The organism is Porphyromonas sp. C0026D3 (assembly GCF_056590775.1).
The window spans coordinates 352,299-378,377 of sequence record NZ_JBWPWU010000001.1 but is presented as its reverse complement, the minus strand read 5'-3'; the positions used below and the strand labels follow the sequence as shown (position 1 = coordinate 378,377).

The 26,079-nt window shown below is 51.6% G+C and carries 21 protein-coding genes and 1 other RNA gene; 12 read left to right on the top strand and 10 right to left on the bottom strand.

Annotated elements, in window-relative coordinates:
• Positions 1 to 459 precede the first annotated feature (459 nt).
• The 5 genes from rplM (at position 460) to glgP (ending at position 6,020) form a co-directional block, all read left to right on the top strand.
• A complete protein-coding gene (gene rplM, locus AC1EK1_RS01580; protein WP_480305269.1) occupies positions 460 to 912 on the top strand; it encodes a 50S ribosomal protein L13 in 453 nt (150 codons plus the stop codon).
• A 14-nt stretch (positions 913 to 926) separates the two neighbouring features.
• Positions 927 to 1,313 (top strand): 30S ribosomal protein S9, encoded by a 387-nt coding sequence (gene rpsI / locus AC1EK1_RS01575; RefSeq protein ID WP_480305267.1) that lies wholly within the window; start codon positions 927 to 929, stop codon positions 1,311 to 1,313.
• A gap of 178 nt (positions 1,314 to 1,491) precedes the next feature.
• Positions 1,492 to 2,340 carry a 30S ribosomal protein S2 gene (gene rpsB / locus AC1EK1_RS01570; RefSeq protein ID WP_480305265.1) on the top strand — a complete coding sequence of 283 codons (849 nt, stop codon included), beginning with the start codon at positions 1,492 to 1,494 and terminating at the stop codon, positions 2,338 to 2,340.
• Positions 2,341 to 2,395: 55 nt separating this feature from the next.
• The gene (tsf, locus tag AC1EK1_RS01565) at positions 2,396 to 3,220 is read left to right on the top strand and encodes a translation elongation factor Ts (RefSeq protein WP_480305263.1); all 825 of its coding nucleotides are present in this window, start codon (positions 2,396 to 2,398) and stop codon (positions 3,218 to 3,220) included.
• Between the two features lie 223 nt (positions 3,221 to 3,443).
• On the top strand, positions 3,444 to 6,020 hold the full coding sequence (gene glgP / locus AC1EK1_RS01560; protein ID WP_480305261.1) for an alpha-glucan family phosphorylase: 2,577 nt from the start codon (positions 3,444 to 3,446) through the stop codon (positions 6,018 to 6,020).
• A gap of 169 nt (positions 6,021 to 6,189) precedes the next feature.
• Here the strand turns inward: glgP and AC1EK1_RS01555 are convergent, their stop codons facing one another.
• From AC1EK1_RS01555 to gcvP, 7 genes are all read right to left on the bottom strand, one after another.
• Positions 6,190 to 7,758 carry a hypothetical protein gene (locus tag AC1EK1_RS01555; protein WP_480305260.1) on the bottom strand — a complete coding sequence of 523 codons (1,569 nt, stop codon included), beginning with the start codon at positions 7,756 to 7,758 and terminating at the stop codon, positions 6,190 to 6,192.
• Positions 7,759 to 7,853: 95 nt separating this feature from the next.
• A complete protein-coding gene (gene gdhA, locus AC1EK1_RS01550; RefSeq protein WP_480305259.1) occupies positions 7,854 to 9,194 on the bottom strand; it encodes an NADP-specific glutamate dehydrogenase in 1,341 nt (446 codons plus the stop codon).
• Positions 9,195 to 9,864: 670 nt separating this feature from the next.
• Positions 9,865 to 11,763 carry a molecular chaperone DnaK gene (gene dnaK / locus AC1EK1_RS01545; RefSeq protein WP_480305257.1) on the bottom strand — a complete coding sequence of 633 codons (1,899 nt, stop codon included), beginning with the start codon at positions 11,761 to 11,763 and terminating at the stop codon, positions 9,865 to 9,867.
• Positions 11,764 to 11,900: 137 nt separating this feature from the next.
• On the bottom strand, positions 11,901 to 12,056 hold the full coding sequence (locus AC1EK1_RS01540) for a hypothetical protein (RefSeq protein WP_480305256.1): 156 nt from the start codon (positions 12,054 to 12,056) through the stop codon (positions 11,901 to 11,903).
• Positions 12,057 to 12,150: 94 nt separating this feature from the next.
• Positions 12,151 to 13,557 (bottom strand): asparagine--tRNA ligase, encoded by a 1,407-nt coding sequence (asnS, locus tag AC1EK1_RS01535; RefSeq protein ID WP_480305277.1) that lies wholly within the window; start codon positions 13,555 to 13,557, stop codon positions 12,151 to 12,153.
• Positions 13,554 to 14,795 (bottom strand): pseudouridine synthase, encoded by a 1,242-nt coding sequence (locus tag AC1EK1_RS01530; protein ID WP_480305255.1) that lies wholly within the window; start codon positions 14,793 to 14,795, stop codon positions 13,554 to 13,556. The genes asnS and AC1EK1_RS01530 overlap by 4 nt, the downstream gene beginning before the upstream one ends.
• 188 nt (positions 14,796 to 14,983) lie before the next feature.
• Positions 14,984 to 17,830 carry an aminomethyl-transferring glycine dehydrogenase gene (gcvP, locus tag AC1EK1_RS01525; protein ID WP_480305254.1) on the bottom strand — a complete coding sequence of 949 codons (2,847 nt, stop codon included), beginning with the start codon at positions 17,828 to 17,830 and terminating at the stop codon, positions 14,984 to 14,986.
• Between the two features lie 510 nt (positions 17,831 to 18,340).
• Here gcvP and AC1EK1_RS01520 point away from each other — a divergent pair.
• The 7 genes from AC1EK1_RS01520 to AC1EK1_RS01490 all read left to right on the top strand — a co-directional run bounded on the left by AC1EK1_RS01520 (position 18,341) and on the right by AC1EK1_RS01490 (position 23,953).
• Positions 18,341 to 19,054 (top strand): cell division ATP-binding protein FtsE, encoded by a 714-nt coding sequence (locus AC1EK1_RS01520; RefSeq protein WP_480305253.1) that lies wholly within the window; start codon positions 18,341 to 18,343, stop codon positions 19,052 to 19,054.
• Positions 19,055 to 19,067: 13 nt separating this feature from the next.
• Positions 19,068 to 20,411: an aspartate kinase gene (locus tag AC1EK1_RS01515; protein WP_480305252.1), complete on the top strand. Its 1,344-nt coding sequence runs from the start codon at positions 19,068 to 19,070 to the stop codon at positions 20,409 to 20,411.
• A gap of 23 nt (positions 20,412 to 20,434) precedes the next feature.
• Positions 20,435 to 21,328, top strand: coding sequence for a 1,4-dihydroxy-2-naphthoate octaprenyltransferase (gene menA, locus AC1EK1_RS01510; RefSeq protein ID WP_480305251.1), 894 nt, complete (start codon positions 20,435 to 20,437; stop codon positions 21,326 to 21,328).
• An 85-nt stretch (positions 21,329 to 21,413) separates the two neighbouring features.
• Positions 21,414 to 21,810: RNase P RNA component class A (gene rnpB, locus AC1EK1_RS01505), an RNA gene on the top strand.
• A 30-nt stretch (positions 21,811 to 21,840) separates the two neighbouring features.
• Complete coding sequence (locus tag AC1EK1_RS01500; RefSeq protein WP_480305250.1) at positions 21,841 to 23,244, top strand: YihY/virulence factor BrkB family protein; 1,404 nt, start codon at positions 21,841 to 21,843, stop codon at positions 23,242 to 23,244.
• A 96-nt stretch (positions 23,245 to 23,340) separates the two neighbouring features.
• Complete coding sequence (locus AC1EK1_RS01495) at positions 23,341 to 23,505, top strand: hypothetical protein (RefSeq protein ID WP_480305249.1); 165 nt, start codon at positions 23,341 to 23,343, stop codon at positions 23,503 to 23,505.
• Positions 23,498 to 23,953, top strand: coding sequence for a nucleoside deaminase (locus AC1EK1_RS01490; protein WP_480305248.1), 456 nt, complete (start codon positions 23,498 to 23,500; stop codon positions 23,951 to 23,953). The genes AC1EK1_RS01495 and AC1EK1_RS01490 overlap by 8 nt, the downstream gene beginning before the upstream one ends.
• Before the next feature lie 164 nt (positions 23,954 to 24,117).
• Here the strand turns inward: AC1EK1_RS01490 and AC1EK1_RS01485 are convergent, their stop codons facing one another.
• From AC1EK1_RS01485 to AC1EK1_RS01475, 3 genes are all read right to left on the bottom strand, one after another.
• A complete protein-coding gene (locus AC1EK1_RS01485) occupies positions 24,118 to 24,384 on the bottom strand; it encodes a DNA-binding protein (protein WP_480305247.1) in 267 nt (88 codons plus the stop codon).
• A gap of 174 nt (positions 24,385 to 24,558) precedes the next feature.
• Positions 24,559 to 24,942, bottom strand: a complete 384-nt coding sequence (locus AC1EK1_RS01480; RefSeq protein WP_480305246.1) for a diacylglycerol kinase family protein — start codon at positions 24,940 to 24,942, stop codon at positions 24,559 to 24,561.
• A gap of 16 nt (positions 24,943 to 24,958) precedes the next feature.
• Positions 24,959 to 26,062, bottom strand: coding sequence for a phosphotransferase enzyme family protein (locus AC1EK1_RS01475; RefSeq protein ID WP_480305245.1), 1,104 nt, complete (start codon positions 26,060 to 26,062; stop codon positions 24,959 to 24,961).
• Positions 26,063 to 26,079: the final 17 nt, after the last annotated feature.

Genomic DNA, 26,079 nt, shown 5'->3' with positions numbered 1-26,079 from the left:
TATTACGATGGGAGAGTAGGTAGCCGCCACTTATCGAGAGACGCATAGGAGCAACCCTCCTGTGCGTCTCTTTTTTTTTGTCTTCTCTTTGGTAAATCATACCTACTTTGTCTAGGCTTTTATCGTTTGGGTTTGCCATTTTTTTTGCCCGATCATCGTCTAGCCTTGTTTGTTTTCAATCCTTCCTCTAAAGTACTTTGTGTAATGTGTAGAAAAGTGTTTGGTGGTGTGTTTGGAAATAGCTATCTTTGCATGCCAGATTATTATCAAAACTGATAACGATTTGGGCGGATCAAGATGGACCTGCGCAGTTGTGTTGTTGCTTTCACTCGAAGGTTGTCCGGCCAACGGAGTGCAAGCGATGCAGAGTTGTGTGGCTGTAGGATTAGCATACAGCGTATGTGGGTGTGAAGATTTAGCCCAAGTTACTTGTGTAACAAATAATACTGAAGAATTTAGATGGACACTCTAAGCTATAAGACGGTATCTGCCAATAAGGCTACTGTGACAAAGGAGTGGGTCGTTGTGGATGCAACGGGTCATTCTATGGGTCGTCTTTGCAGTGAAGTGGCAAAGATGCTACGTGGAAAAAACAAGGCAAACTTTACACCGCATGTAGATTGTGGTGATAACGTTATTATTATCAACGCTGACAAGGCTATTCTGACGGGAAGCAAGTGGGCTGACCGTAAGTATGTGAGATATTCGGGTTATCCCGGTGGACAGCGTTTGTCGACCCCTAAGGATCTTAAGGAAAAGGGGATTTATCATCTCTACAGAAAGATGGTGCGCGGTATGTTGCCCAAGAACAGACTTGGTGATAAGCTGATCAACAATCTGTACGTATATGAGGGAGCAGAGCACAAGCATGAGGCACAGACGCCGAGGCTGGTAGAAATAAGAACTAAGTAAGACTGAGACGACCTATGGAAGTAGTAAACGCACTTGGTAGAAGAAAGGCCGCTGTTGCTCGAGTATTTGTGAAGAATGGCAGTGGTAAGATTACCATCAATCATAAGGATCTTAAGGAGTTTTTTCCGAATCCTCTTTTGCAGTATGTAGTCAAGCAACCTTTGGCCAAACTAGAGGTTGAGGATAAGTACGATATTGTCATCAATGTAAACGGAGGTGGCTCTACAGGACAAAGCGAGGCTGCACGTCTCGGTATTGCCCGCGCACTTGTAAAAATCAATCCTGAAGATAAGGCAGCGTTGCGTGCCGAAGGCTTTATGACTCGTGATCCCCGTGTTGTTGAGCGCAAGAAGCCAGGTCAGCCCAAGGCAAGAAAGAAGTTCCAGTTCTCCAAGCGTTAATGCCTTGCGAGAGTTGCTTTTTCCTTATTTTGGGATTGAAATTAGCATGATCGTTTAGTATCTAAACCCTTTAGATGGGAGCTAAATGTGCATTTGCGCTCTCCCCTACTGAAAGGGTTGAGGACCGGACGAAATAAACTATTATATTCCCCTAACAAAGAACGTAAACGAAAGAACTATGTCAGCAGTAACATTTGACGAGCTATTGGAGGCCGGCTCACACTTTGGCCACCTCACACGTAAGTGGAACCCTGCCATGGCACCCTATATTTTCATGGAGCGCAATGGTATTCACATCATTGATCTGCACAAGACTGTCGCAAAGATTGACGAAGCTTGTGATGCACTGAGAAAGCTTGCACAGGACGGAAAAACCATCCTCTTTGTAGGTACAAAGAAGCAGGCTCAGGAGGCCATCTCTGACTTGGCCAAGGATGCCGATATGCCCTATGTTGTTGAGCGTTGGCCAGGTGGTATGCTTACCAACTTCCCGACCATTCGCAAAACGGTGAGCAAGATGGCAAACATTGACAAAATGATCAATGACGGCACTTTTGACAACCTGTCGAAGCGTGAGAAGTTGCAGATAACACGTCAGAGAGGTAAGCTGGAAACAAACTTTGGCTCTATTGCACAGATGCGCACTCTCCCACAAGCTATCTTTGTTGTAGATGTGATGAAGGAGCAGATTGCTGTCCGTGAGGCTCAAAGGCTTGGCATTCCTATTTTTGCGATTGTTGATACGAACTGTGATCCGAAAGGTGTTGACTATGTAATACCCGCCAATGACGATGCCTCTAAGTCCATCGAGGTTATTGTCCGTGCATGTACTGCGGCGATCAAGGAGGGTGTGCAAGAGCGTAAAATCCAAAATGTGGATGCTGGAGATGAGGAGGCTGAAGAAGCTCCTGTACGTCGTAGCCGCCGTCGCCAGGGCGTGACTGCCAATGTTCGCAATCTTGCTGATGAGGGTGACGATGTCACTGCTTCTGAGCAAGCTGCGATTGATGGGGAAGACGCTGAGTGAGTAGCGTTTCTCCTGTGAGAATATTTTATTTAAGATAAGGACAAATTTATATATTATGGCAATATCCATGAACGACATCAAGGCTCTTCGCACCCTCACCGGTGCGGGCATGATGGACGTAAAGAAAGCCCTCGAGGAAGCTAATGGTGATCATGAGAAGGCTGTTGAGCTGATCCGTAAGCGTGGTCAGGCTATTGCAGCGAAGCGCTCGGAGCGTTCGGCAGAGCAAGGATGCTGCTTGGCTGCAAATGATGCAGACTTTGCTTGCATCGTGGCTGTGCAGTGTGAAACAGACTTTGTCGCTAAGAATGAGGACTTTGTCAAAATGACTCAGGAAATACTTGCGGCAGCTTTGGAGCACAAGCCTGCTACCAAGGAGGCTCTGCTAGCTACGACGCTCAAAAGTGGTCGCACTGTGGAGCAGGCCATTACTGACCGTTCGGGCGTGACAGGCGAGAAGATGGAGCTTGGAGCGTACGAGTTTATCAAGGCTCCTGCTACAGTAGTGTACATGCACCCGGGCAACATGCTGTCTGCAATCGTTGGTTTCAATGAAGCTGTATCTGATGATATGGGCAAAGAGATCGCCATGCAGGTTGCATCTATGAACCCGATCGCTGTAGATGAGGCCAGTGTGCCCCAGGAGATCAAGGATCGTGAGTTGAATATTGCGATGGACAAGGCCCGTGATGCAGGTAAGCCTGAAAACCTTTTGGAAAGGATAGCTCAGGGTAGCCTTCAGAAGTTCTACCAAGAGTTTACTCTCTTGCAACAAGCATCTATTCTTGACGGCAAGAAGAGTGTGGCTGAGCTTCTCAAGGGTGAGTCCAAGACTCTTACGGTTACAGACTTTAGGCGAGTTAACCTCAATCAGGACTAATCTCTCCTATTACAAGATCTGAAATACGAGACGAGGTCGCTCTAGGGCGACTTCGTCTTTTTTTGTATCCCTAGACTTTGATGTTCAGCCCCGTGTACTTGGACTTTTGAGCGAATGTGTCCGCGTGGTTCGTTGTATGTTAAAATTGGCTATCTCTCATATAATTAGTATTTTTGTATTCTTAGCGGTAGTATGTATTCAACAGAATTTCTCTTACGATAAGATGATCCAAAGTAATAATCCTAATCAGCCGATGTGGCGTGATGTGTACACCTATTCCAAGCTTCCGGCTTCGCTATTCAAACTTGAGGAGCTCTCAAACAACCTTTGGTGGGTTTGGAATAAGAAGGCTCGTGACCTCTTTATCAACCTAAATCGCGATGTGTGGCACTCCTCCTTGGGTAATCCCATGCTTGTGCTTTCGTCTCTGACCCAAAAGCAGATAAGTGACATCGCCCAAGACCAGTCCTTTATGCAACGACTGGATGAGGTATATGCTGAGTTCCGTGCCTATCTGGATGCTCCGATGCGCCCAAATACTCCCAGTGTGGCCTATTTTTGTATGGAGTATGGTCTTACCAATATCCTCAAGATCTACTCTGGTGGTTTGGGAGTTTTGGCTGGGGACTATATCAAGGAGGCCAGTGACTCTCATGTCGATATGGTTGGCGTCGGTTTTCTTTACCGATTTGGCTACTTCGATCAAGTGATTACGGCTGATGGACAGCAGGTGGCCAACTATCAGGCTCAGCAGTTCAAAAATCTTCCGATCACTCAGGTAACCAATCCCGATGGCTCTCCTATGATACTAGAGGTGCCCTTTAGTGACCATATTGTGTACAGCAATATTTGGCGAGTGGATGTGGGGCGTGTACCACTGTATCTGATGGATACAGACATAGATAAGAATAGTGAGTATGATCGCTCAATCACTCACATGCTCTATGGTGGGGATTGGGAAAACCGCATGAAGCAGGAGTATATGCTCGGTGTGGGCGGTGTCCTTATGCTAGAAAAGCTAGGTATACACCAAGAAGTCTATCATGCAAATGAGGGTCATGCCGCCTTGATGAACCTTCAGCGCTTGGCTATGTTGGTTGAGACGAAAGGGCTTGACCTCGACACGGCCTTGGAGGTTGTGCGAGCCTCTTCGCTCTACACGGTGCACACGCCTGTCCCTGCAGGGCATGACTACTTCGATGAGGGACTTTTTGGGAAGTATAATCACCACTTTGCGGATCGTCTGGGTATCTCCTTTCAGTCCTTGGTGGATATGGGACGCGAAAATCCCGGAACGGATGAGAAGTTTTCCATGAGTGTTTTTGCACTCAACACCTGTGGTGCTGCCAATGGCGTTAGCAAGTTGCACGGCCTTGTGTCTCAGCGTATGTTTGCTCCTGTCTGGAAAGGGTATCTTCCCGAGGAGTTGCATGTTGGCTATGTCACCAACGGTGTGCATGCCCCCACATGGCGTGCCTACCAGTGGGATGACTTTATCAAAAAGTACATTTCGCCAAACATCGATCAGGACCAAGCAAAGGAGGAGGTATGGTCTAGGATTAATGAGGTCCCCGATGAGGAGATCTGGCGTATGCGCCACGTGATGAAAGAGCGGTTGGTTCGCTACTTGCGTGAAAACTACCTTTCCAGCCTTGAGCGTGAAAATACGGATCCCTCTTCGGTCATCAAAATCATCGATGACCTCAACCCCGATGCGTTGCTTATCGGATTTGGACGGCGTTTTGCGACCTACAAGCGTGCCCACCTACTCTTCACAGACCTAGATCGACTGTCCAAGATTGTCAATAACCCCGACTTCCCGGTACAATTCATTTTCACCGGCAAGGCGCATCCGGCTGACGGGGGCGGACAGGGGCTGATCAAGCACATCATTGAGATCTCCAAGCGTCCGGAGTTTTCTGGAAAGATCCTATTTATCGAAAACTACGATATCCAGGTCGCACAAAACCTTATAGCCGGTGTAGATGTATGGCTCAACACCCCCACCAGACCCCTCGAAGCATCCGGCACCTCCGGAATGAAGGCCCTAATGAATGGTGTCCTCAACTACTCAGTACTGGATGGCTGGTGGTATGAGGGTTATGTCGAGGGTGGGGGCTGGGCCCTGACGGACAAACGCTCGTATACTGATCAGACACTACAGGATCGACTTGATGCGGCTACAATCTATCGCACGTTGGAGGAGGAGATCATCCCTTGCTACTTCCGTCGAAACGATGGGGAGGACTATCCAAAGGATTGGGTGGCTGCAATCAAAGTGTCAATGTCTAAAATCCTGCCCCACTTTACCATGAAGCGCATGATGGATCAGTACGTTGATCGCTTTTATGCACCACTAAACGAGCGAGCGCAGCAGTTGGTAATGGACAACTATGCCCAAGCTCATGAGATAGTGGCTTGGAAGCGCGCTGTGGCCGAAAAGTGGGATCAGCTTGAGGTACTACATGTCGACCTAAGGTCCGATGATGCGCAGCTCAACCACTTCCGAATAGGAGAGGAGCTGACCATGAATATTGAGCTTGACCTGCATCAATTGGCCTGTGATCTAAAAGTGGAGATCATTGTGGCAGAAGAGAATCCCAGCACCAAGCAGCTTTCTTTTGTCTACTCGATACCCTTTGGGCTCACCTTTACTGATGGCACTCGACGGACTTATACCCTAAAGCATACTGTGGACTATCCCGGTGTGCAAAAGGTTGCAGTTCGGATCACGCCTACTCACCCGCTCCTGCCTCACGGAATGGACTTCGGGTACATGAAGTGGGTACCCATCTTCTGAGAGACTGGGTTCCCCTAAAACAAAGCGAAGGAGGATGTGTTGGAACACCAATACATCCTCCTTCTTTTTTACTTTGCCGAGCCCCAAAATCCACGGTCAAGGCCGTTGCACGGTGGCAATCAGCTCCTTATTTTCGGACTTCGGGCTTGGTTACATTTCTAATAGATCTTTAGAGCGAATGTTCAGCAAAAATGATAGTCGGTTTGCTAATCCCAAGCCCAACGTTCCCCGGGAACAACTGGCTGTCGTACTTGATGAACCGGTCGTACTCCTCCATATCGCACTGTCCGATCGAGGTGATCTTGAGGTGGTACATGTAGAGAGTGTTTCGGACGACTGAGAAGCGTCCGTCTGCATTCCTTTTGGTGAGTTGTTGGTCACTAAAGTGCCGTATCGGCAGGACCTTATAGCTCAGCCCTCTCTGGTAGTACTCAATCACCTCGGATCGATAGTTGTGCATCGGGAACTTGAGTGAGGCGGATTTGTTGATCTCCTCCGGTCTCGCTTTCGTTGCGGTTGCGGTCAGTTCCTTACCAGCTTGTATGATCAGTTTTTCGGTAGCAGATGGGGTCCTTTCGGCAATTGCGTTGGCGTACGCTGTCCTAAAGGTCCTATTGGTGTAGTAGCTTTTGCCGACTTTCATCCAGCCGTAATTGAGGTCGTTTTGTGCCTGAGCGTATTGGAGATCTTGGTCAAAGTCGCTTTGGATCTCCTTGGGTACGACGGGCACTTGGATGATCAGCCGTGTAGCGGTGTAGGTATTTACATCACTTCCGGCCAGTGTGTTTTCCGGTATTGGCATGATCCAGTTATCCTTGTCCTTGTCTCCCATACCGAATCTGTGCCTATTGTCCCATCCATTTAGTAGATTGTAGTAGACAAAGTTTTGGCTGAGTACCGTCTTCTCCTCACCCAGGCCACTGTACGGCAGAGATTGTGGGATCTTTACCTTGGTCTGGTCATCGAGTGTGATCTCCGAGTATTGTGGATTGGGAACGACGGAGTTTCGTTGCGCATCTGCATAGACGATGCACATGCTCCCCTCCGGTATGTAAAATTTGGGGTCCTTCAGGTCCTCATCTACTTTCATATAGACCATCGCTGTGAGAGCCTTCAGCGTAGGGCTTTCGATCCTGAAGAGCTGTGCACTTAGTGCGCTTTTTAGCTGTTTTTCTTGGATGACGAGTGGGGATTCTATATTGGAGTATATAGAGTAGATGATACTTTGGTCTGCTCTTTCCGAGAAGTCAAGCCGGATGGGCTTGCTGAGTTCGTCGTAGCTTTTCCCAACTGCTGTCGCCTCTTTCAGCGCAGCAGTTGGTGATAAGAAAAAGAGCACCGAGTAGTTCCCTACCTCTATTTTTTCAGTCTGTTTCACTTCGAGCCTTCCGGTCTCAAAGTCAAAGTTGAGTAGATCCTTTCCAGCTGCTTTTCCCTTTAGGATATTTATCTGACGGTCAAAGGTGTAGGCAACACTTTTGGGCTGCCCGGTATCGTCATTGGCATACAGGACGATCCTCAGATCCTTTACGGCTATTGTTTTCTTCATATCCAGCTCCTGAGGAGTGGTTGCCCTGAGGTACGTCGGTAGCTCCCCTATTGTGGTGGCAAAAGCGACGGTCACCAGCTCCTCCGTCTCTGGAGTAGGGATCGATCGCTTGAGCTCAACCCTTTGGGAGCATGCAGCTGCTATCATGAGGCACAGCATGCAGGGTAGTGTGAAAATGTATTTTTTCATATAGGTAAATATAACTGAGCGGTGCCCCACCGCAGGCTATTGCCGGCAATGGGACACCGCTTGTTGGTTTAGGGTATTCTCTTTACTTCGGTCATTTAGATCACTCCTTGGGCGATCATTGCATCTGCCACTTTCATGAATCCGGCGATGTTGGCCCCTTTCACGTAGTTGATGTATCCATCCTTCTCAGTTCCATACTTGACACACTGGTCGTGGATGTTTCTCATGATGGCATGTAGCTTGTCGTCCACCTCCTTGGCTTCCCAAGCCAAGTGTGCCGCATTTTGGGTCATCTCGAGTCCCGAGGTAGCCACACCACCGGCATTTACCGCTTTGCCGGGGGCAAAAAGCATCTTGTGGCTCAGATAGTAGTGGGTTGCCTCCGCGGTGCAGCCCATATTGGATACCTCGCATACCGCCAGCACACCATTTTGGTGGAGGGTCTTGGCATCGTTTTCGTCCATCTCATTCTGGGTGGCACATGGCAGAGCGATATCCACTTTTACCTCCCAAGGTTTCCGACCGGCTACAAACTTGGCACCTGCAAACTTCTCGGCATACGGTGCCACGACATCATTCCCGCTACTCCTTAGCTCAAGCATGTAGGCAATCTTTTCCGGAGTGTTGATCCCCGCCTCGTCATAGATGTAGCCATCCGGTCCCGATATGGCGACGACCTTGGCACCCAGCTCGGTTAGCTTGGTGACTGCTCCCCATGCCACGTTGCCAAATCCACTGACTGCGGCAGTCTTGCCTTGTAATGAGTGTCCATTTTCTTGCAACAGTTGGTTGAGGAAATAGACTGCGCCAAATCCTGTAGACTCCGGTCGCAGGATTGACCCACCGAAGCTCCTACCCTTGCCGGTAAAAGTGCCAGTATTCTCTCTCGCCAGCTTGCAGTACATGCCATACATGTAGCCCACCTCTCTGGCACCCACGCCTATATCACCGGCAGGGACATCGGTATCCGGTCCGATATTGCGCCACAGCTCAGTCACGTAGGCTTGGCAGAACCTCATGATCTCCGCCTCGGATCTTCCCTTTGGCGAAAAGTCTGAGCCTCCCTTGCCTCCGCCCATAGGTAGCGTGGTCAGTGCGTTTTTGAAGGTTTGCTCGAATCCCAAAAACTTTAGGATGCTCAGGTTTACAGACGGATGAAATCTGGTACCTCCCTTGTACGGGCCAATCGCATTGTTGTACTGAACCCTATACCCAGTATTGACATGTACCTCCCCCGCATCATCTTGCCAAGTCACCCTAAAAGTAAAGATACGATCGGGCTCCAAGAGACGCTCGGCGATCTTGTACTTCTCAAATTCCGGGTGCTCATTGTACACCTCTTCGATCGTGGATAGTACTTCTTCGACCGCTTGGTGAAACTCCTTCTCTCCTGGATGGCGTTCTTTTAGACTCTTCAGTAGTTCGTCTGTTTTCATGAGATGTTGCGTATTTGTTAAAGGTTTTTATAAAGTAATGACTAAAAAATGTCCGGTCAAAACAAACCCCCGCAACCTATGCACGACTTTTTGTGCAAATAGGCTCAGGGGAGCCTTGGAGCCAATACAAATCTAGGTAATTCCCCCCGAAATCACAACCATCTTCCCCTTTTTCTTTTACGACCTCCTACCTTCTCCGTTTTCTGCCCCTGCGGATGGACCTCAGCTATGGTATTCACTACCGGCGAAAATGGGTTTGCTATGCGGATCATAGTCTATACGAAATTTGGTGAATGGCACTTCATTTTGCAGTTTCTACGGACTGAAACTGCAGTTTCAGTCCGTAGAAACTGTAGTTTCAGTCCGTAGAAACTGGATTGAGGAGTAAAACGAAAAGAGCGTGACCACAAGGAGGGAGAGATTGTCCCTGTGGCCACGCTTTTAATATTTTATAGAGCAAAATCTGAACCCAACTAAAGTAAAAGAACAGACCATAATACAATCTATTCGATAGATACACTACCCTTTTCATTTTAATAACTACTGAGCTCTCTTCTGTGCAGGGGTGAAGTTATGAGTGTTGCCTCTCCCAAAAAGAGCAGAGTGCATGCCAAAGGTTTTACCCTTGGCATGCACTCTTTTACTTATCATCTGTATGCTTTGTGGGTGATTATTTCACTTCCTCAAAGTCTGCGTCCGTCACACCGTCACCGGAGGATGATCCTGCACCGGACTGTGTTTGGTCTGTGGTGGCGCCTGCATTGGGTTGCTGCTGATTGTACATCTGCTCGGACATTGCCTGTGCTACTTTGTTGAGATCCTCTAGTGCGGCATCGATGGCGGCCAGGTCTTGGGCCTTGTGTGCCTCCTTGAGCTTGGTGAGAGCCGCCTCGATCTCGGCTTTTTTGTCTGCCGGCATCTTGTCTCCGAGGTCCTTGAGTTGCTTCTCAGTCTGGAAGATCACGCTGTCGGCCTGGTTGATCTTATCGATGCGCTCGCGCTCCTTCTTGTCGCTCTCAGCATTGGCCTCTGCCTCCGCCTTCATGCGTTGGATCTCATCATCGCTCAGCCCGCTAGAGGCCTCGATACGGATCTTTTGCTCCTTGCCGGTACCCTTGTCCTTCGCCGATACGTTTACGATACCGTTGGCATCGATATCAAAAGTGACTTCGATTTGAGGAACACCTCTCTGGGCGGGTGGTATGCCGTCGAGGTTGAATTTTCCGAGCGTCTTGTTGTCTCTCGCCATGGATCGCTCACCCTGTAGTACGTGAATCTCCACTGAGGGCTGGTTGTCAGCGGCAGTGGTAAAGATCTGCGACTTCTTGGTCGGGATCGTGGTATTGGCATCGATGAGCTTGGTCATCACTCCACCCATGGTCTCGATACCCAGTGACAGTGGGGTTACATCCAGCAGTAGGACATCCTTGACGTGTCCGCTGAGGACACCACCTTGGATGGCTGCACCCAATGCCACTACCTCGTCGGGGTTCACGCCCTTGGAGGGTTGTTTGCCAAATAGCCCGGCTACCATCTCCTGTACGGCGGGGATACGTGTGGAACCTCCGACCAGGATGACATCATCTATCTCGTTGGCAGAGATGCCGGCGTCCTTCAGTGCTTGCTCTACCGGAGCCTTGCAGGCCTGTGTGTACTTGTCGGTCAGTTGCTCAAACTTTGCTCTCGTGAGGGTCTTGACCAAGTGCTTGGGGACACCGTCTACCGGCATGATGTACGGTAGGTTGATCTCCGTGCTGGTGGTGCTGGATAGCTCGATCTTGGCCTTCTCGGCGGCTTCTTTCAGCCTCTGGAGTGCCATGGGGTCTTTGCGTAGGTCGACGCCCTCGTCGTGCAAAAACTCTTCGGCCAGCCAGTCGATCACCGCATGGTCGTAGTCATCACCACCGAGGTGGGTGTCACCATTGGTGCTCTTTACCTCGAATACACCGTCACCGAGCTCAAGGATGGAGATATCAAACGTACCTCCACCGAGGTCAAAGACTGCGATCTTCATGTCCTTGTTGCTCTTGTCCAGCCCATAGGCCAGTGCCGCTGCGGTAGGCTCATTGACGATACGCTTGACGGTCAGTCCTGCGATCTCTCCGGCCTCCTTGGTGGCTTGGCGCTGTGCGTCGTTGAAGTACGCCGGCACAGTGATGACGGCTTCGGTCACCGGCTCTCCGAGGTAGTCTTCGGCGGTCTGCTTCATCTTTTGGAGTATCATGGCAGATATCTCCTGTGGTGAGTATTGGCGTCCGTCTATCTCTACGCGTGCGGTGTCGTTGTCACCCTTGACTACCTTGTAGGGGAGACGCTTGGTCTCGCCCTCGATCTCCGAGTAGCGCTCACCCATGAGCCTCTTGATAGAGTAGATGGTGTTGGTGGGGTTGGTGATTGCTTGGCGTTTTGCCGGATCGCCTACCTTCCGCTCCCCTCCGTCTATGAAGGCTACCACGCTCGGAGTGGTCCGCTTGCCCTCGCTATTGGCAATGACTACCGGTTCATTGCCCTCGAGTACAGCTACACAGGAGTTGGTGGTACCTAGATCTATTCCTATTATTTTTCCCATTGTTGTATATGTGTTTTGTTATTGTATGTTTTCTATAATTCTCAAGTGTAGTAGTGCAAAGGGTGTGCCATCGGACCCGGGACCATTTGTTTCGTGTCATCTGTCCGAGCAAGGTAGTGACAAATCTGTCAGTCGGGTCAGGTCGGGTGAAAGATTTGACGGATAGTGGCGAAAAGTTTCCAGTGGGAGATTTTTGTTGTCAGTAGTGCGACTTCGCTGACCACTGTCAGGGTCGGCAACCCCAGCGCCCCTATCCCCAAGACATCGTTTCGAGATTTGTCCTTTAGTATCATGTATTGGGGCTGGTGGAGCCGAAAAGGAGAAAGGGTGTGTCCAAAACGTGAGTTTGGACACACCCTCTCTTATCATTCCTAGTGTGTTTTGTGATCAGAAGTTGGCGTTGTTTGGGGTGCGGGGGAAGGGGATCACGTCTCTGATGTTTGCCATCCCTGTCACAAAGAGGATCAGTCGCTCAAAGCCGAGCCCAAATCCTGAGTGTGGCGCTGTCCCAAAGCGACGAGTGTCCATGTACCACTGCATCTTTTCGACAGGTACGCCCATGTTCTTTGCATGGGTCACCAACTTGTCGTAGTCCCACTCACGCTCCGATCCTCCGATGATCTCTCCGATTCTTGGGAAGAGTACATCCATACCTCTTACGGTCTTGCCGTCGTCGTTTTGCTTCATGTAGAAAGCCTTGATCTCCTTGGGGTAGTCGGTGAGGATGACGGGGGCTTGGAAGTGCTGCTCTACCAAATAGCGCTCATGCTCGGAGGAGAGGTCGGCTCCCCAGTATACCGGAAACTCAAACTTGTGTCCCGACGCTACTGCAGCCTCCAGGATCTTGATCCCCTCGGTGTAGGTCAGTCGGATAAAGTCTGTCTTTACCACAGCTTGGAGCCGCTCAATGAGGTTGTGATCGATCATGTCGTTGAGGAACTGCAGGTCATCCCGGCAGTGCTCCAGTGCCCAGGTGATGAGGTACTTGAGGAAGTCCTCTGCCAGGTCCATGTTTTCCTCGATCTCTATGAAGGCCACCTCGGGCTCGATCATCCAAAACTCTGCCAGGTGGCGTGGGGTGTTGGAGTTTTCGGCTCTAAAGGTGGGGCCAAACGTGTAGATCGCTCCCAGCGCCATTGCGGCAAGCTCTCCCTCGAGCTGTCCGGAGACGGTGAGGTTGGTCTCTGTGCCAAAAAAGTCTTGGCTGTAGTCTACCTCGCCTGACTCTGTCCGGGGGAGATTCTCCAAGTCCAGGGTCGTCACCTGAAACATCTGGCCTGCGCCCTCCGCGTCCGATGCGGTGATGATGGGGGTATGGATGTAGTAAAATCCATGGTCGTGAAAGTACTTGTGTATGGCATACGCCATATTGTGTCGTATGCGGAATACGGCACCAAAGGTATTGGTCCTGGGACGTAGGTGTGCGATCTCCCGCAAAAACTCCATGCTGTGTCCCTTTTTTTGTAGAGGGTAGGTGTCTGGGTCGGCTGTGCCGTAGAGCTTTATCTCTTTGGCCTGTACCTCCATGGTCTGGCCTTTACCCTGTGACTCGACGAGTATTCCGGTGACACTCAGGCTCGCTCCTGTGGTGATGTCCTTGAGGAGGTCCGGGTCAAAGTCCTCCACTCCTGCCACTACCTGGAGGTTGTGGATGCAAGAGCCGTCGTTGAGTGCGATGAACGCCACATACTTGCTTCCGCGCTTGGTGCGCACCCACCCTTTGATATTTACTTCCTGACCATAGGTGGGGTTTTGTATCAGGTCTGCTATTTTTGTCCTTTTCATGATTGTTATTCGAATGCTCCCATCTTCAGATTATTTACTTCCTCTTGTGTGAGGTAACGCCACTTGCCACGTCCGAGGTTTTTCTTCGTCAGTCCGGCGAAGTAAACCCTATCCAGCTTCTCTACGCGGTAGCCTAGGTGCTCAAAGAGTCGACGGACTATACGGTTGCGTCCGGAGTGGATCTCGATACCCACTTGGGTGTGGTCTTCGTCATCTACATAGCTGATGGCATCGGCGTGCATTTCTCCATCCTCGAGCTCTACACCGTCGGCGAGTCTTTGCATGTCCTCTACAGTCACCTCCTTGTCCAGCCAGACGTGGTAGATCTTCTTTTTCATGAATGATGGGTGTACCAGCTTGGCGGCTAGGTCTCCATCGTTGGTCAGGAGTAGGACTCCTGTGGTGTTGCGGTCGAGTCGTCCGACCGGGTATATGCGCTCCTTGGCTGCACTTCGAGTCAGCTGTATCACCGTGAGTCGCTCTTGTGGGTCATCGGAGGTGGTGACACAGTTGCGAGGCTTGTTGAGCAGGACATATACTTTTTGCTCCGGGGTGATTACTCGTCCATTGACCTCTATGCGATCCTGAAGGGTCACCTTTGCTCCTAGTTGTGTCTCGGGTACCCCATTGACGAGTACCGCTCCGCTCTTGATCAGTTCGTCCGCTTCACGACGTGAGCACACTCCGGAGTGTGCGAGGTATTTATTGAGTCGGAGTGGCTTCTCAGTCCCGAACTGTGTGTTTTCGTACACCGGGCGTTGGTGCTTGTTGTTTTTTTTGCCTCCGTTGTTGTAGGGCTTTTGGTCTCTGTTGTAGCCGTTGCCGGATCGGCGTTGGGTTCCACCGGCCTTGTAGTTGGTCCTACGAGATGGGTTGGCTCCGGACGGGTAGGTCGAGTGGGTGCGCCCTTCTTCTTCTCGGTCGGGTGCTCTGTGGGTGCCGTATTTGCTTCGGTTGTACTCCCGATGTTGCCGGTATTGCTCTTTGTAGGTCGATGACTTTTGCCTCTCCTCGTAGCTGTGTTGGCCACTGTCGTACGGGATGTCGTAGTCCACTCGGTCGTCATTCAGGTCATCGAGCTTGCGTTGCCGGCGTTTTTGGGCCGCCTCTTGGATCTGATTGACTGTGAGTCGCACTCTCCTCCGTTTTCGCATGGATGGTTGGGATTGTTCGCTGTCGCGATCAGGATAGTGGCTGATGCTTTCGTCGCTGGTTCTGCCGGTGTCCTGATAGTTGTCGTTGTTCATCGTCTGGGGTGTCCTATGATTGAAGTGTGGGACAAGGTAGCCTCACGGCTACGGTGGTAGTTGTTTATCAATTACTGCCCAAAGTTAGTCAAAAATCGTGATGGTCGCAACAAAAAAAGGAGAGAGGGTGTGCCAAAACGAGCTTTGGCACACCCTCCTCTTACCGATCCTGTGTGGTCGGCCGGTTGTCAGCAGCAGGAGTAGGTGGCAATGAGGTTGCGGTCTCCGAACCCGTTGTCGATGCGTGCCACGTTGACAAAAAACTTGTTTTCCTCAAGGTAGGGCAGTGCGAAGGCGGCCTTGCTGCGTGGGTAGGAGTGTGTCCACTCGTCAGCGGTTACTTCATACTGCGGATGTGGTGCGTTTTTCAGCACGTTGTCTGTCGCATCTGCCTCTCCGGTGATGACCTCCTCTATCTCCTGGCGTATCTTGGTCAGCACGTCTACGAATCTATCCAGCTCCATGAGGCTTTCGCTCTCGGTCGGCTCGATCATGAGGGTGCCATGTACGGGGAATGAGAGTGTGGGCGCGTGGTAGTTGAAGTCCATAAGTCGCTTGGCGATGTCGTTTTCGTCGATGCCGCTTTTTTGCTTGAGCGGACGGCACTCGAGGATCAGCTCGTGCCCGACATAGCCAGTGGCACCGGTGTAGGTGATGCCGTACAGCTCCTTGAGCCGTGCGGCGAGGTAGTTGGCATTGAGCAGTGCGACAGCTGTGCTACGCTTGAGCCCTTTGGCACCGAGTAGCCGGATGTAGGCGTAGGTGATGCCACAGATCCCGGCGCTGCCGTAGGGTGCCGCAGACACCGGTATATTGTCGTGGCCGTAGTGTAGTGGATGGCTGGGTAGGTGCTTGACTAGGTGTCGGGCCACACAGATGGGGCCTTCTCCGGGTCCGCCTCCGCCGTGAGGGATGGCAAAAGTCTTGTGGAGGTTGAGGTGGCATACGTCTGCTCCGATAAAGCCCGGGCTGGTGTAGCCCACTTGTCCATTCATATTGGCTCCATCCATGTAGACTTGTCCTCCTCGGTCGTGTACGATCTGGAGCAATCTGCGGATCTCTACCTCAAATATACCGTGGGTGGATGGGTAGGTGATCATGGTGGCGGCGAGCCGATCTTTGTACTGCTCGGCCTTGCGCTCAAAGTCTTGGACATCGATGTTGCCCTTTTCGTCACTGTCTACGATCACCGGTACGAATCCCGCTTGCACGGCTGAGGCGGGGTTGGTGCCGTGTGCGGATGCGGGGAGCAGGACGATGTCGCGGTCTTGTCCACCGTTGGCATCGAGGTAGTCGCGGATGGTGCGTAGCCCGGCGTACTCTCCGGATGCTCCGGAGTTGGGCATGAAGCAGGTCTTTTGCATGCCGGTGATCTCGGCCAGGTATCTGTCCAGGTCGTCCAGCATCTCGAGATAGCCTTGGGTCTGCTCAGCGGGTGCGTAGGGGTGAATGTTGGCAAAGTTGGGGTTGCTGAGGATGAAAAGCTCCGCGGCGGCATTGAGCTTCATGGTGCAGGAGCCCAGCGAGATCATGGACTGTGCCAGAGAGATGTCGCGACGCTCCAGCCACTTGATGTAGCGCATCAGTTCGGTCTCGGTATGGTACTTATTGAAGACCTCTTGGGTGAGAAACTCCGAGGTGCGTCTCACCCCATCCGGGAGCTCTGTATACTGTGTGGGTAGCTCCGGTGTGGGGATCTCCTCGATGCCTTTGGCTTCGCAGAAGATGTAGTAGAGGGTGCCCAGGTCGGATATCTGTGTGGTCTCGTCCACGGATATGCCTATGGAGTAGTCGTCGAAGTATCGGAAGTTGACCTTGCAGTCCAGTGCTATCTCGGCTATGTTTTCTTGCTCCTCCTTGGACAGCCCGACGATCTTGAGTGTGTCGAAGTAGGTGGTGTTTTGTTGTTGGTAGCCCAGCTCTCGGAGCTGTCTGTCCAGCGTGGTGGCATAGGTGTGGATACGCCCTGCTATGTCTTTCAGCCCCTCGGGTCCGTGATATACAGCGTAGAATCCCGCCATGGTTGCCAGTAGGGCTTGTGCTGTGCAAATGTTGGAGGTTGCTTTTTCGCGCTTGATGTGTTGCTCTCTGGTCTGAAGCGCCAGCCTAAAGCCCTGATGGCCCTCGCGATCCTTGCTGATCCCCACGATGCGTCCGGGGATGATGCGCTTGTAGGTGTCTGTGGCCGATAGGTAGGCGGCGGATGGCCCGCCAAAATACATGGGTATCCCGAAACGCTGGGTGCTACCAAAGACGATATCGGCCCCAAACTCCCCGGGTGGCGTGAGTAGGACGAGGGAGAGGAGGTCAGCCGCAACGGCTACCGGTATCTCGGCGGCCTTTGCCTTTTGGATGAAGCCGGGGGCATCCACCACTTGGCCGTCGTCGTTGGTGTATTGTATGATTGCCCCGAAGTAGTCTTCTCCAAAGTCAAAGTCAGCCATCTTCCCCGTGACAATCTCAATATCCCACTGCGAGCCTCGGGTCTTGATCACCCCTTGTGTGGAGCGAAATAGGTCATTGGCTACGAATAGCTTGCGTGCGTTTTGTCGCTTGCGTGGGCGGGCATTGAGGAGCATGGCCGCCGCTTCGGCGCCGGCTGTGGCTTCGTCGAGGAGTGAGCAGTTGGTCAGCATCAGGCCGGTTAGCTCGGTGATGACGGTCTGGAAGTTGAAGAGCGCCTCCAGTCGTCCTTGGGCAATCTCGGCTTGGTATGGGGTATAGGAGGTGTAGTAGTTGGGGCTTTCGAGTACGTTTCGTTGGATCACTCCCGGCGTACAGGTGTCGTACCATCCTTGGCCGATGTAGGAGGTGAAGACCTGGTTTTTGTCTCCCAGCTCGTGGATGTGCTCGATCAGCTCTCGCTCGGTCATGGGGTCGGGGAGGTCGAGCTCATGGTCCAAAAAGATATCTCCGGGGATGATCTTGTGGACCAGTTCGTCAATGGAGGAGACGCCGATAGTCCGGAGCATTTTTTGCTCATCCTCCGATTTGCTTACGCCGACGTGCCGTATCGTAAAGTCGTTGGTATTCATGGTTTTTTGTATTTGTGTGGTGTAAAGTGGTTGTCCAAAACTTGTAGGTCAAATATACCTCATTTTTCTGAAGAGACACAGGCCGGATGAGCGAGACTGCACACATACACTCTTCATCGTGTGGTCCTCTCGGGATAGGGCCTGTCTCGGTGGTCAAAATGATTTTTGTCTCGCTTGGGGCATTGAGTCTTTGTAGTAGTCTGTTTTTCAGTCGATTAGGCCGAAAATAGGCGGGCGATGTTTTGGGTAAAATTTTGGACTTTGTAAGTGTAAGAGAGTCAGGTGGTTGTGAGGAGCTTTGAGTTTCACGGATAGAAGCAATCTTTTTCACGGATAGAAGCGAAAGTTTTCACGGATAGAAGCAATCTTTTTCACAGGGAGGAGCAAAAAAGAGGGGTTGGCGGAGAGTGGGGAGGGGTTGGCTTGGCAAAGTGGGGATCAAGGGGTGACGGCTAAGGGCTATTTTTGGTATCTTTGCGAAGTCTGTATTGCATGTTTTGAAAGACAACTATGGCTCAAGAAGTACTACTATCACTCCGAGATGTGACGCTCAAGCGAGATGAAAACACCATCCTCAGCGAAGCATCGTTGGATATCTACCCAGGCGAACTGGTCTACCTTATCGGCAAGGTGGGTTCGGGCAAGTCTACGCTGATCAAGTCTATCTATGCCGACATCCCCATCTACAGCGGTGAGGCTTCTTTTGGTCAGTATGATCTGCGACGGATCAAGCGTAAGCAGATCCCTTACTTGAGACGTGAGCTGGGGATTATCTTTCAGGACTTTCAGCTGCTGATGGATCGGACGGTTGAGAAAAATCTGGAGTTTGTCCTGCGAGCCACGGGCTGGACGGACAAGGTGGAGATCAGTCGGCGGATCGAGGAGGTGCTTTCGCTGGTGGGCTTGGAAACCAAGAAGTACAAGCTCCCCCATGAGCTATCCGGTGGCGAGCAACAGCGTACCGTGATTGCTCGGGCACTGCTCAATAAGCCTAAGATGATGCTTGCCGACGAACCCACCGGCAATCTCGACCCCGAGACCGGGGAGCAGATCGTCCGCCTCTTGCACGAAATAACCCACAGTGGTACCGCAGTACTGATGAGTACACACAACTATGCCATGGTGAAGAAGTATCCATCGCGAGTGATGAAGATCGACAAGGGCAAGGTGGTAGAGGTGCGTCTGCGTGCTTCACAGCCCTCGTCGGATAGCGTGGAGGAGTGACGAAGTGACGAAGATGGAGAAAAGAAGCTACTCGGAGTACTATGTGATGAAGTTTGGGGGGAGCTCCGTGTCTACCCCTGAGCGGATCACGCAGGTAGGCAAGCTGATCAGTGGCAAGGAGCCCAAGGTGGTTGTCCTCAGTGCCATGGGGGGTGTGACAAATACGCTGGTGGAGATCAGCCACTACTATAGGACGGGAAATGTCCAGGGCGCACTGATGCTGATCGACCAACTGGCCCAGAGGTATGCGGAGGTGATCTGTGGTCTGTATCGGTCCGAAAAATGTAGGTCGGAGGCGACCACCTTTGTCTTGGGCAAGATGGACTTTTTGAGGGCGTTTCAGCGTGAGGCCTTTACGGACTTTGAGGAGAAGCAGGTACTGGCTGTCGGTGAAATGGTGTCGGTGTATATGATGTACTTGCACCTCCGTGAGGTCGGACGTGACAGCACCATGATCTCGGCTCTAGACTACATGTCGACCGACAAGTACGGCGAGCCGGATCTAGGTAAGATCAGTGCCAAGCTACATGATCTGATCTCTCGGTATCCGGAGCAGACTCTCTTTTTGACCGAGGGCTATATCTGCCGAAATGCCTATGCGGAGGTGGACAACCTCAAGCGGGGAGGAAGTGACTATACGGCCTCAATCGTGGGAGCTGTACTGGATGCCAAGGAGATACAGATATGGACGGATATCGACGGACTGCACAACAATGACCCTCGAGTGGTCCGACACACCGAGCCGGTGCACAAGCTGCACTTTAGTGAGGCGGCCGAGCTGGCGTACTTCGGTGCCAAGATCCTGCATCCGAGCTGTATTTTGCCTGCCCAGATGGCCAATATCCCGGTACGTATCCTCAATACGATGGATCCCTCGGCTGAGGGTACTCTGATCTCCAATCGGATCGATGAGGGGGAGATAAAGGCCATCGCCGTAAAGGATGGTATCACGGCATTGCGGATCATCAGCACACGTCGCCTGGTGCCACACGGGTTTCTCCGCAAGGTTTTTGAGACCTTTGAGCGACATCAGACCTCGATCGACCTCGTGGCGACCAGTGAAGTGGCTGTCTCTCTCGGGATTGATTCGACCCGAAGGCTGGAGGAGCTCCTCGCCGAGCTCCGGAAGTTTAGCACGGTGTCTGTGGATGAGGAGATGAGCATTATCTGCATCGCCGGTGACCTCAACTGGAAAAACACCGGCAAGGAGGGCGATATAGTCAAGGCTCTGGAGGATATACCGATCCGGATGATCACCTACGGGGGGTCCAACCACAATGTCTCTGTCCTGATCCGGACTCAAGACAAGCAGCGTGCACTTGAATTGCTGAGCGAGCACCTATTTGCCTTGGGGTAAGGTCGACAACTCCCGGAATCGTTTTGTCCACACAAGAATCTCTAAAAACTTGGCTCTATGCCACACGGCCACACACGCTTGGAGCCTCCTTGGCCCCCATGCTCATTGTCGGGGCATCGCTGCTGCGTGAGGGCGGAATGTCCTGGGGCCTCTACCTCTTGGCTCTGCTGGTCGCCGTGTCGGCACAGATTGCGAGTAATCTGGCCAACGATTACTTTGACTATCGAGGCGGAAAGGATACGGAGCGACGTGTCGGCTTTGAGCGACTGTTGACCCAAGGGCGGGTCAGTGAGCGTCAGATGCTTTTTGCGCTACTGATCGCAATGGGGATCTGTGCACTCTCCGGACTCCTCCTATGCGCCTTGTGCGACCCTAGACTGATGGCGGTCGGTGCCGTGGTGATGATAGGGGTGTTGGCTTACTCGGCCGGTCCCTATCCCCTCTCTTCGCATGGACTTGGTGATCTGGCTGTCGTGTTGTTTTATGGGCTTGTCCCCACTCTGGTCACCTACTATGCAGTCTCCGGAAGGCCCCCTGCTTACCTCTACTGGCTGGCATTGGGTATAGGGGTGTGGTCGGCCAATATCCTGGTCGTCAACAACTACCGAGACTATGAGGAGGATGCACGAAGTGGCAAGCGGACCCTCATTGTCCGGATGGGCAAAGACCTTGGTCCTCGTCTCTACTGTCTCAACTCTATTGTCGCCTGCTCTGCCATTGCTTGTGGAATGTACCTTGCCACCGGTAGGATCTTGGCGCTTTTGCTCCCTCCCCTGCTTACGGGGCCGGCTTACTATTGGCTCTGCACCTTGATCTTCCGGCTAAAAGGAAGACAACTCAACTACTTGCTCAAGGCCACCACGCTGCTCTGCCTCTTTACAGCCCTCCTTATTTTTCTGCTCCTCCTCAACCTCTGATGTGCTTCCGCTGCTCGGAAGGTTATATTTTCGGGGCAAATAGGACAATTTTGACTACCTTTGCTCCAAACAGAAACGAAGTAAGTGAGCAGAAGGGCTTGTCGCTGTTTGGTGCCCCGTGTACCAGAGAGAGGAAAGTCCGGGCCACGCAGGGCACCACGCTTCCTAACGGGAAGGCATCGTGAGGTGTATCCGTCGTAACAGAAAATAACCGCTCTCTCCCATTGCGGAGCGAGTAAGGGTGAAAAGGTGAGGTAAGAGCTCACCGAGCCTGTGGTGACACAGTGTTGCAGTACGCGGAGTGGGTGGAAAGATCACGTATACCGACGCTACCAGGGTTGCCCGCCCGATGTCGAGGGGTAGATCGATAGAGGCACAAGGTGACTTGTGTCCTAGATAAATGACAAGCACCCGGTTCGGAGATTGTCCTAGACACCTCTGCCACCGGGGACAGAACCCGGCTTATACACGCTGCTCCTCACTTTGTTTTTTTTGATAAAACAGACTGCTCAATGGTGGAAGAAAAAGACCTAGAAAAGCTCAAAAAGATCCAAGCAGACCGTGCTAAAAGACGCAAGCCGTCCTTTTTTTCGTTGGTGACCATGAAGGGGCAAAATGCTCATGAGTTTGTGACCTACGATATGTGGCGACTCTATGACTTTGAGGTGACCGGTATCAAGGGACGTCTTGTGCGGATGCTACAGGTCATCTATATTGCGGCAGGTGAGTATGCAGGTCGGGCTGTATCCCAAAAGGCCAATTCGCTCACGTACAGCACCCTCTTGTCTTTGGTTCCGCTCCTCGTGGTCCTCCTGAGTGTCGCGGCCGGCTTTGGGCTTCAGGAGTCCTTGCAACGTCAGCTCTATGAGTATTTCCCGGCTCAGCAACACGAGCTGACTCAGGCTTTCAAGTTTGCAGAGTCTTATCTCAACCAGATGCAGAGTAGTGTCTTTATCGGTGTCGGTGTCGTCCTACTGCTTGTCGCAGTCATATCGTTGCTGATGAGTGTTGAGGGGGTTTTCAACGATATATGGCACATCAAGAAGTCCCGACCTATATCCAAGCAGGTATTGGCATACTTTGCCACGTTCCTCATCGCTCCGTTGGTGTTGGCGATTACATCCGGGTTCAACGTTTTCTCGAGTTTTCTCAACGACCTACAGCTTGCCGGGGGCTTTGCCATCACTCCGATATTGGAGACTGCCACGACTATTGTCCCCTACATAGTGTGGATAACTCTCTTCACGATCTTGTACAAACTCTTGCCCAATACTAGGGTGCACTTTTTCCCCGCATTCGTCAGTGGAGTACTTGCCGGGGTCTCGTTTCAGCTCTTTCAGCTCTTGTACATTTCCGGCCAGATATGGGTCACCAAATACAACTCCATATATGGTAGTTTTGCGGCAATCCCCCTTTTGATGCTTTTCACCAATTGGTCGTGGGTGATTTGTCTCTTTGGGGCCCAGCTGTCCTACTCGATACAGAATGTCCGCAACTATACGTTCAAGACTGAGAGTGAGCGGGTGAGTCGTCGCTTCAGAGACTTTGTGGCGATCATCTTGATGAAAAAGATCTGCAAAGCTTTTGTCCACGACAACGAAGTCTATACCGCTGAGTCGCTGGCCGACCAGTGTGACCTGCCACTCCTCGTGGTCAGCGATACCCTAGACAAGCTACACCTCTGCAACCTCCTTTCCCATCGAACGAATAAAAAGGATCCCGGCAGTCCCTACTATACCCCGGCTCTGGACTTGTCCGTAATCACCGTCCGTCGCATCATTACCCTCTTGGATCGACTGGGAGCCGAAAACTTTAGGATCGACATCTACGACCAGTATGCCAAGGAGTGGGCTATGGTACGTGATTGTCGCCCGGGCAACCATATTGATATGGAGGTCCTTGTGGTTGATTTGTAGCCACCTCCATCACTTCTCTCCGCTCTGTACAGTATGCCGACACGTCCCAAACGAAAAAAAATAAAACAGGAGCCTAAAACCTGCCCACTCACGATCATGATGAGCGAAGGTGAGATGGCACTCCTCAATAGTTATCTCGGCCGAAAAGGCATCCACAACCGATCTGCCTTTGTCCGAAGAGTGGTGATGAATAAGGTTCTGAGCGAAATTTCCGGTAATCCGGTATCCCTTTTTGAGGCTAGCCAGTTTCCCCATGAGTGAGCTCAAAACCTTCACGCAGGATGACCTCTTTTTTATGCATGTGGCACTAGAGGAGGCGGGTAGGGCCTACGAAATAGGCGAAGTCCCTATCGGTGCCGTGGTGGTGGTAGATGGTCGGATCATAGGACGTGGATACAACCAGACCGAGAGCCTGAGAGACGTGACGGCCCATGCTGAAATGCTGGCTCTGACCTCTGCTCAGAATACCCTAGGTGCCAAGGTTTTGCCGGAGTGTACGCTCTATGTGACTGTCGAGCCATGTGTCATGTGCGCAGGTGCGATTAGGTGGAATAGGATAGCTCGTCTGGTATGGGGATGTGATGAGCCCAAAAGTGGCTTCACGACGATTAGTCGTGAGATCCTTCATCCAAAAACCTTTTGGACCGGCGGGGTTTTGGCCGATGAGGCGGCAGAGCTGATGCGCCGATTCTTTGAGCATAGGAGGTGAGAACGCCCCTATAGTCCCCTCATAAAATAGATCTCTCTAAAAAAGGAAAGCACTGAAGTGCCAAGTCACATGGCTCTCCAGTGCAATCACAACACTAACTGCACCCGATGGATCGCCACAGAAGTATATACTCCGAGCGATCAGGGGGGTGCTTTATTTAGCCCCTATTCTTGAGCGTTGGCGTGTGTTTCGCTCAGAATTTCTTGGGCTTTGTTCCATATGGTGAGGTCGTCCAGAACCACTATGCCTCCGTCAGGGCCTGGCTCAAGGTGAAAGCCTACAGGCTTGCCGTCCTTGTAGTTTTCGCCCCCAAAGTAGTTGCGTACGGTATCCACTCGTAGGTTCAACTCATCGGCGATACGTGCCATAGAGCCGTCGGGCAAACTGTCTTTTAGCTTCCGAAGTTCGTTGAATGTAATTGTCTTGGTCATAGCTAGAATTGTAGTTTTGGGGTTGTTGTTTTATAGGTCACCCTACTATATCAATTGAGACTGAAAGAGGGTTTTTTCATGGTTGCTATCTTGTTGTGCCACTAAGGTAACGGTTTTATTTGATATTGCCAAGGAAATTCTCTTCCTTTCGAAATAGGCTGCTGAGAGGTTTCTCTATGATAACAGGAGGCTGAGGAGCTTGGGTAGAAAAATGATCAGCCCTATGATTACGGAAAGTGTCGCAAGCAGGAGAACGGCTGCGGCTGCTAGGTCTTTGGCGTCTCGAATGTACTCGGAGTACTCCGGACAGACTTGGTCGCAGAGATGCTCAAGTGCTGTGTTGAGAGCTTCACCGGCCAAAACTAGGCCTATACATACCAGGAGGATCAGCCACTCGCATGGATTAACCTCCAGCCACCACGCCAGTAGTGGTACAGCTACTGCAAAAAGCAGGTGAATACGTGCGTTGGGCTCAGATGCAAATAGCCTCCCCACACCTCGGAGGGCGTGGCGGAGGCTATGGTAAAATCGCGTGGGCGAAAAGGTAGACCTTTTCATCGCAAAGGGCTACTGTCTAGAGCCAACGCTCCATGAAGGAGTCCATCTCTTGTGCCTTTTCCTCTAGCTTGCGCAAAAATTCAAACTGTGCTTTGGCTCGGATCAGGTTGTGCTTGGGCTTGGCTGTCTTGTAGTAGATGTCACCATTGAGGTAATCGGTGAGGAAGCGTACGGTCTGCATATAGGTGAGAAGTCTCCCGCCATAAGGTAGGAGGCTAATCTCCGTGGGGGTAAGAAAGTCCCGGGCTCCCTCCATGTAGCCCTCGGTATAGGCGTGGAAGATCTCCATATTCACGCCGACCTTGGAGAGGTCTTCCTCGTCCTCTGCCGCTGTGTTGACTGCAGTACGGATGAAGTCACCTATGTCCGAAAGGACGTATCCCGGCATGACTGTATCTAGGTCAATGACGCATAGTACTTTGTCGCTGTGGGCGTCAAAAAGGATGTTGTTGACTTTGGTGTCAAGGTGGTTGATTCGCTTGGGGAGCTTGCCCTCTGCATGGAGTTTGTCCTGGAGGAGCATATCACTTGACCGCTTCTCTATCTCAGCGATCAGATCCCGGACTTCGGCGACACGACCTGCGCGATCAGCTTGGATGGCTTGATGGAGTTCGTCAAGACGAAAGGCCATGTCGTGAAAGCGGGGGATGGTCTCTCCTAGATTGTGACTTGGCAGGTCGGCTAGGTGACTCTGAAAGGCACCAAATGCCTTGCCGGCTTCGCGTGCGAGTGCCGGTGTCACGGTCTCATAGGTTTTGGACCCTTTGATATAGAGACTGAGTCGCCAGTAGGTGTCATCGCTGTGGCGGTGGTAGGGTGCTCCGCTTTTGGTGGGGAAGAAGGTGAGGACATGCCGATCTATATCTCGGTCACCCTCTGTCTGGAGTTTTTTGCGGATGTGCTTTGTGACGCTGAAGATATTGGATTGCAGGGTGTCTACATCCTCAAATACATGGTTGTTGATCCGCTGGAGGATATACTTTTCCTCGGTCGCCCCACCGGGGGTCCGAACTGTGACTGCTAGAGTATCGTTGATCATCCCGTTGCCTATCGGAGCGGCGTCGACTAGCTCTTCCGGAATGTCGAAGTGGTCAAGAATGACTTTAAACTTTTGATCCATAGATGTGGTTTGGTACG

Bases quoted from the DNA above. Each gene is read 5' to 3' on its own strand.
- AC1EK1_RS01520 (WP_480305253.1), top strand. From the start codon at position 18,341: ATGGCTCAAGAAGTACTACTATCACTCCGAGATGTGACGCTCAAGCGA.
- AC1EK1_RS01555 (WP_480305260.1), bottom strand. From the start codon at position 7,758: ATGAAAAAATACATTTTCACACTACCCTGCATGCTGTGCCTCATGATA.
- dnaK (WP_480305257.1), bottom strand. From the start codon at position 11,763: ATGGGAAAAATAATAGGAATAGATCTAGGTACCACCAACTCCTGTGTA.
- AC1EK1_RS01490 (WP_480305248.1), top strand. From the start codon at position 23,498: ATGAGTGAGCTCAAAACCTTCACGCAGGATGACCTCTTTTTTATGCAT.
- AC1EK1_RS01500 (WP_480305250.1), top strand. From the start codon at position 21,841: ATGGTGGAAGAAAAAGACCTAGAAAAGCTCAAAAAGATCCAAGCAGAC.
- AC1EK1_RS01515 (WP_480305252.1), top strand. From the start codon at position 19,068: ATGGAGAAAAGAAGCTACTCGGAGTACTATGTGATGAAGTTTGGGGGG.
- rpsB (WP_480305265.1), top strand. From the start codon at position 1,492: ATGTCAGCAGTAACATTTGACGAGCTATTGGAGGCCGGCTCACACTTT.
- AC1EK1_RS01485 (WP_480305247.1), bottom strand. From the start codon at position 24,384: ATGACCAAGACAATTACATTCAACGAACTTCGGAAGCTAAAAGACAGT.
- tsf (WP_480305263.1), top strand. From the start codon at position 2,396: ATGGCAATATCCATGAACGACATCAAGGCTCTTCGCACCCTCACCGGT.
- AC1EK1_RS01530 (WP_480305255.1), bottom strand. From the start codon at position 14,795: ATGAACAACGACAACTATCAGGACACCGGCAGAACCAGCGACGAAAGC.
- glgP (WP_480305261.1), top strand. From the start codon at position 3,444: ATGATCCAAAGTAATAATCCTAATCAGCCGATGTGGCGTGATGTGTAC.
- AC1EK1_RS01495 (WP_480305249.1), top strand. From the start codon at position 23,341: ATGATGAGCGAAGGTGAGATGGCACTCCTCAATAGTTATCTCGGCCGA.
- AC1EK1_RS01480 (WP_480305246.1), bottom strand. From the start codon at position 24,942: ATGAAAAGGTCTACCTTTTCGCCCACGCGATTTTACCATAGCCTCCGC.
- AC1EK1_RS01540 (WP_480305256.1), bottom strand. From the start codon at position 12,056: ATGATACTAAAGGACAAATCTCGAAACGATGTCTTGGGGATAGGGGCG.
- gcvP (WP_480305254.1), bottom strand. From the start codon at position 17,830: ATGAATACCAACGACTTTACGATACGGCACGTCGGCGTAAGCAAATCG.
- rplM (WP_480305269.1), top strand. From the start codon at position 460: ATGGACACTCTAAGCTATAAGACGGTATCTGCCAATAAGGCTACTGTG.
- gdhA (WP_480305259.1), bottom strand. From the start codon at position 9,194: ATGAAAACAGACGAACTACTGAAGAGTCTAAAAGAACGCCATCCAGGA.
- AC1EK1_RS01475 (WP_480305245.1), bottom strand. From the start codon at position 26,062: ATGGATCAAAAGTTTAAAGTCATTCTTGACCACTTCGACATTCCGGAA.
- rpsI (WP_480305267.1), top strand. From the start codon at position 927: ATGGAAGTAGTAAACGCACTTGGTAGAAGAAAGGCCGCTGTTGCTCGA.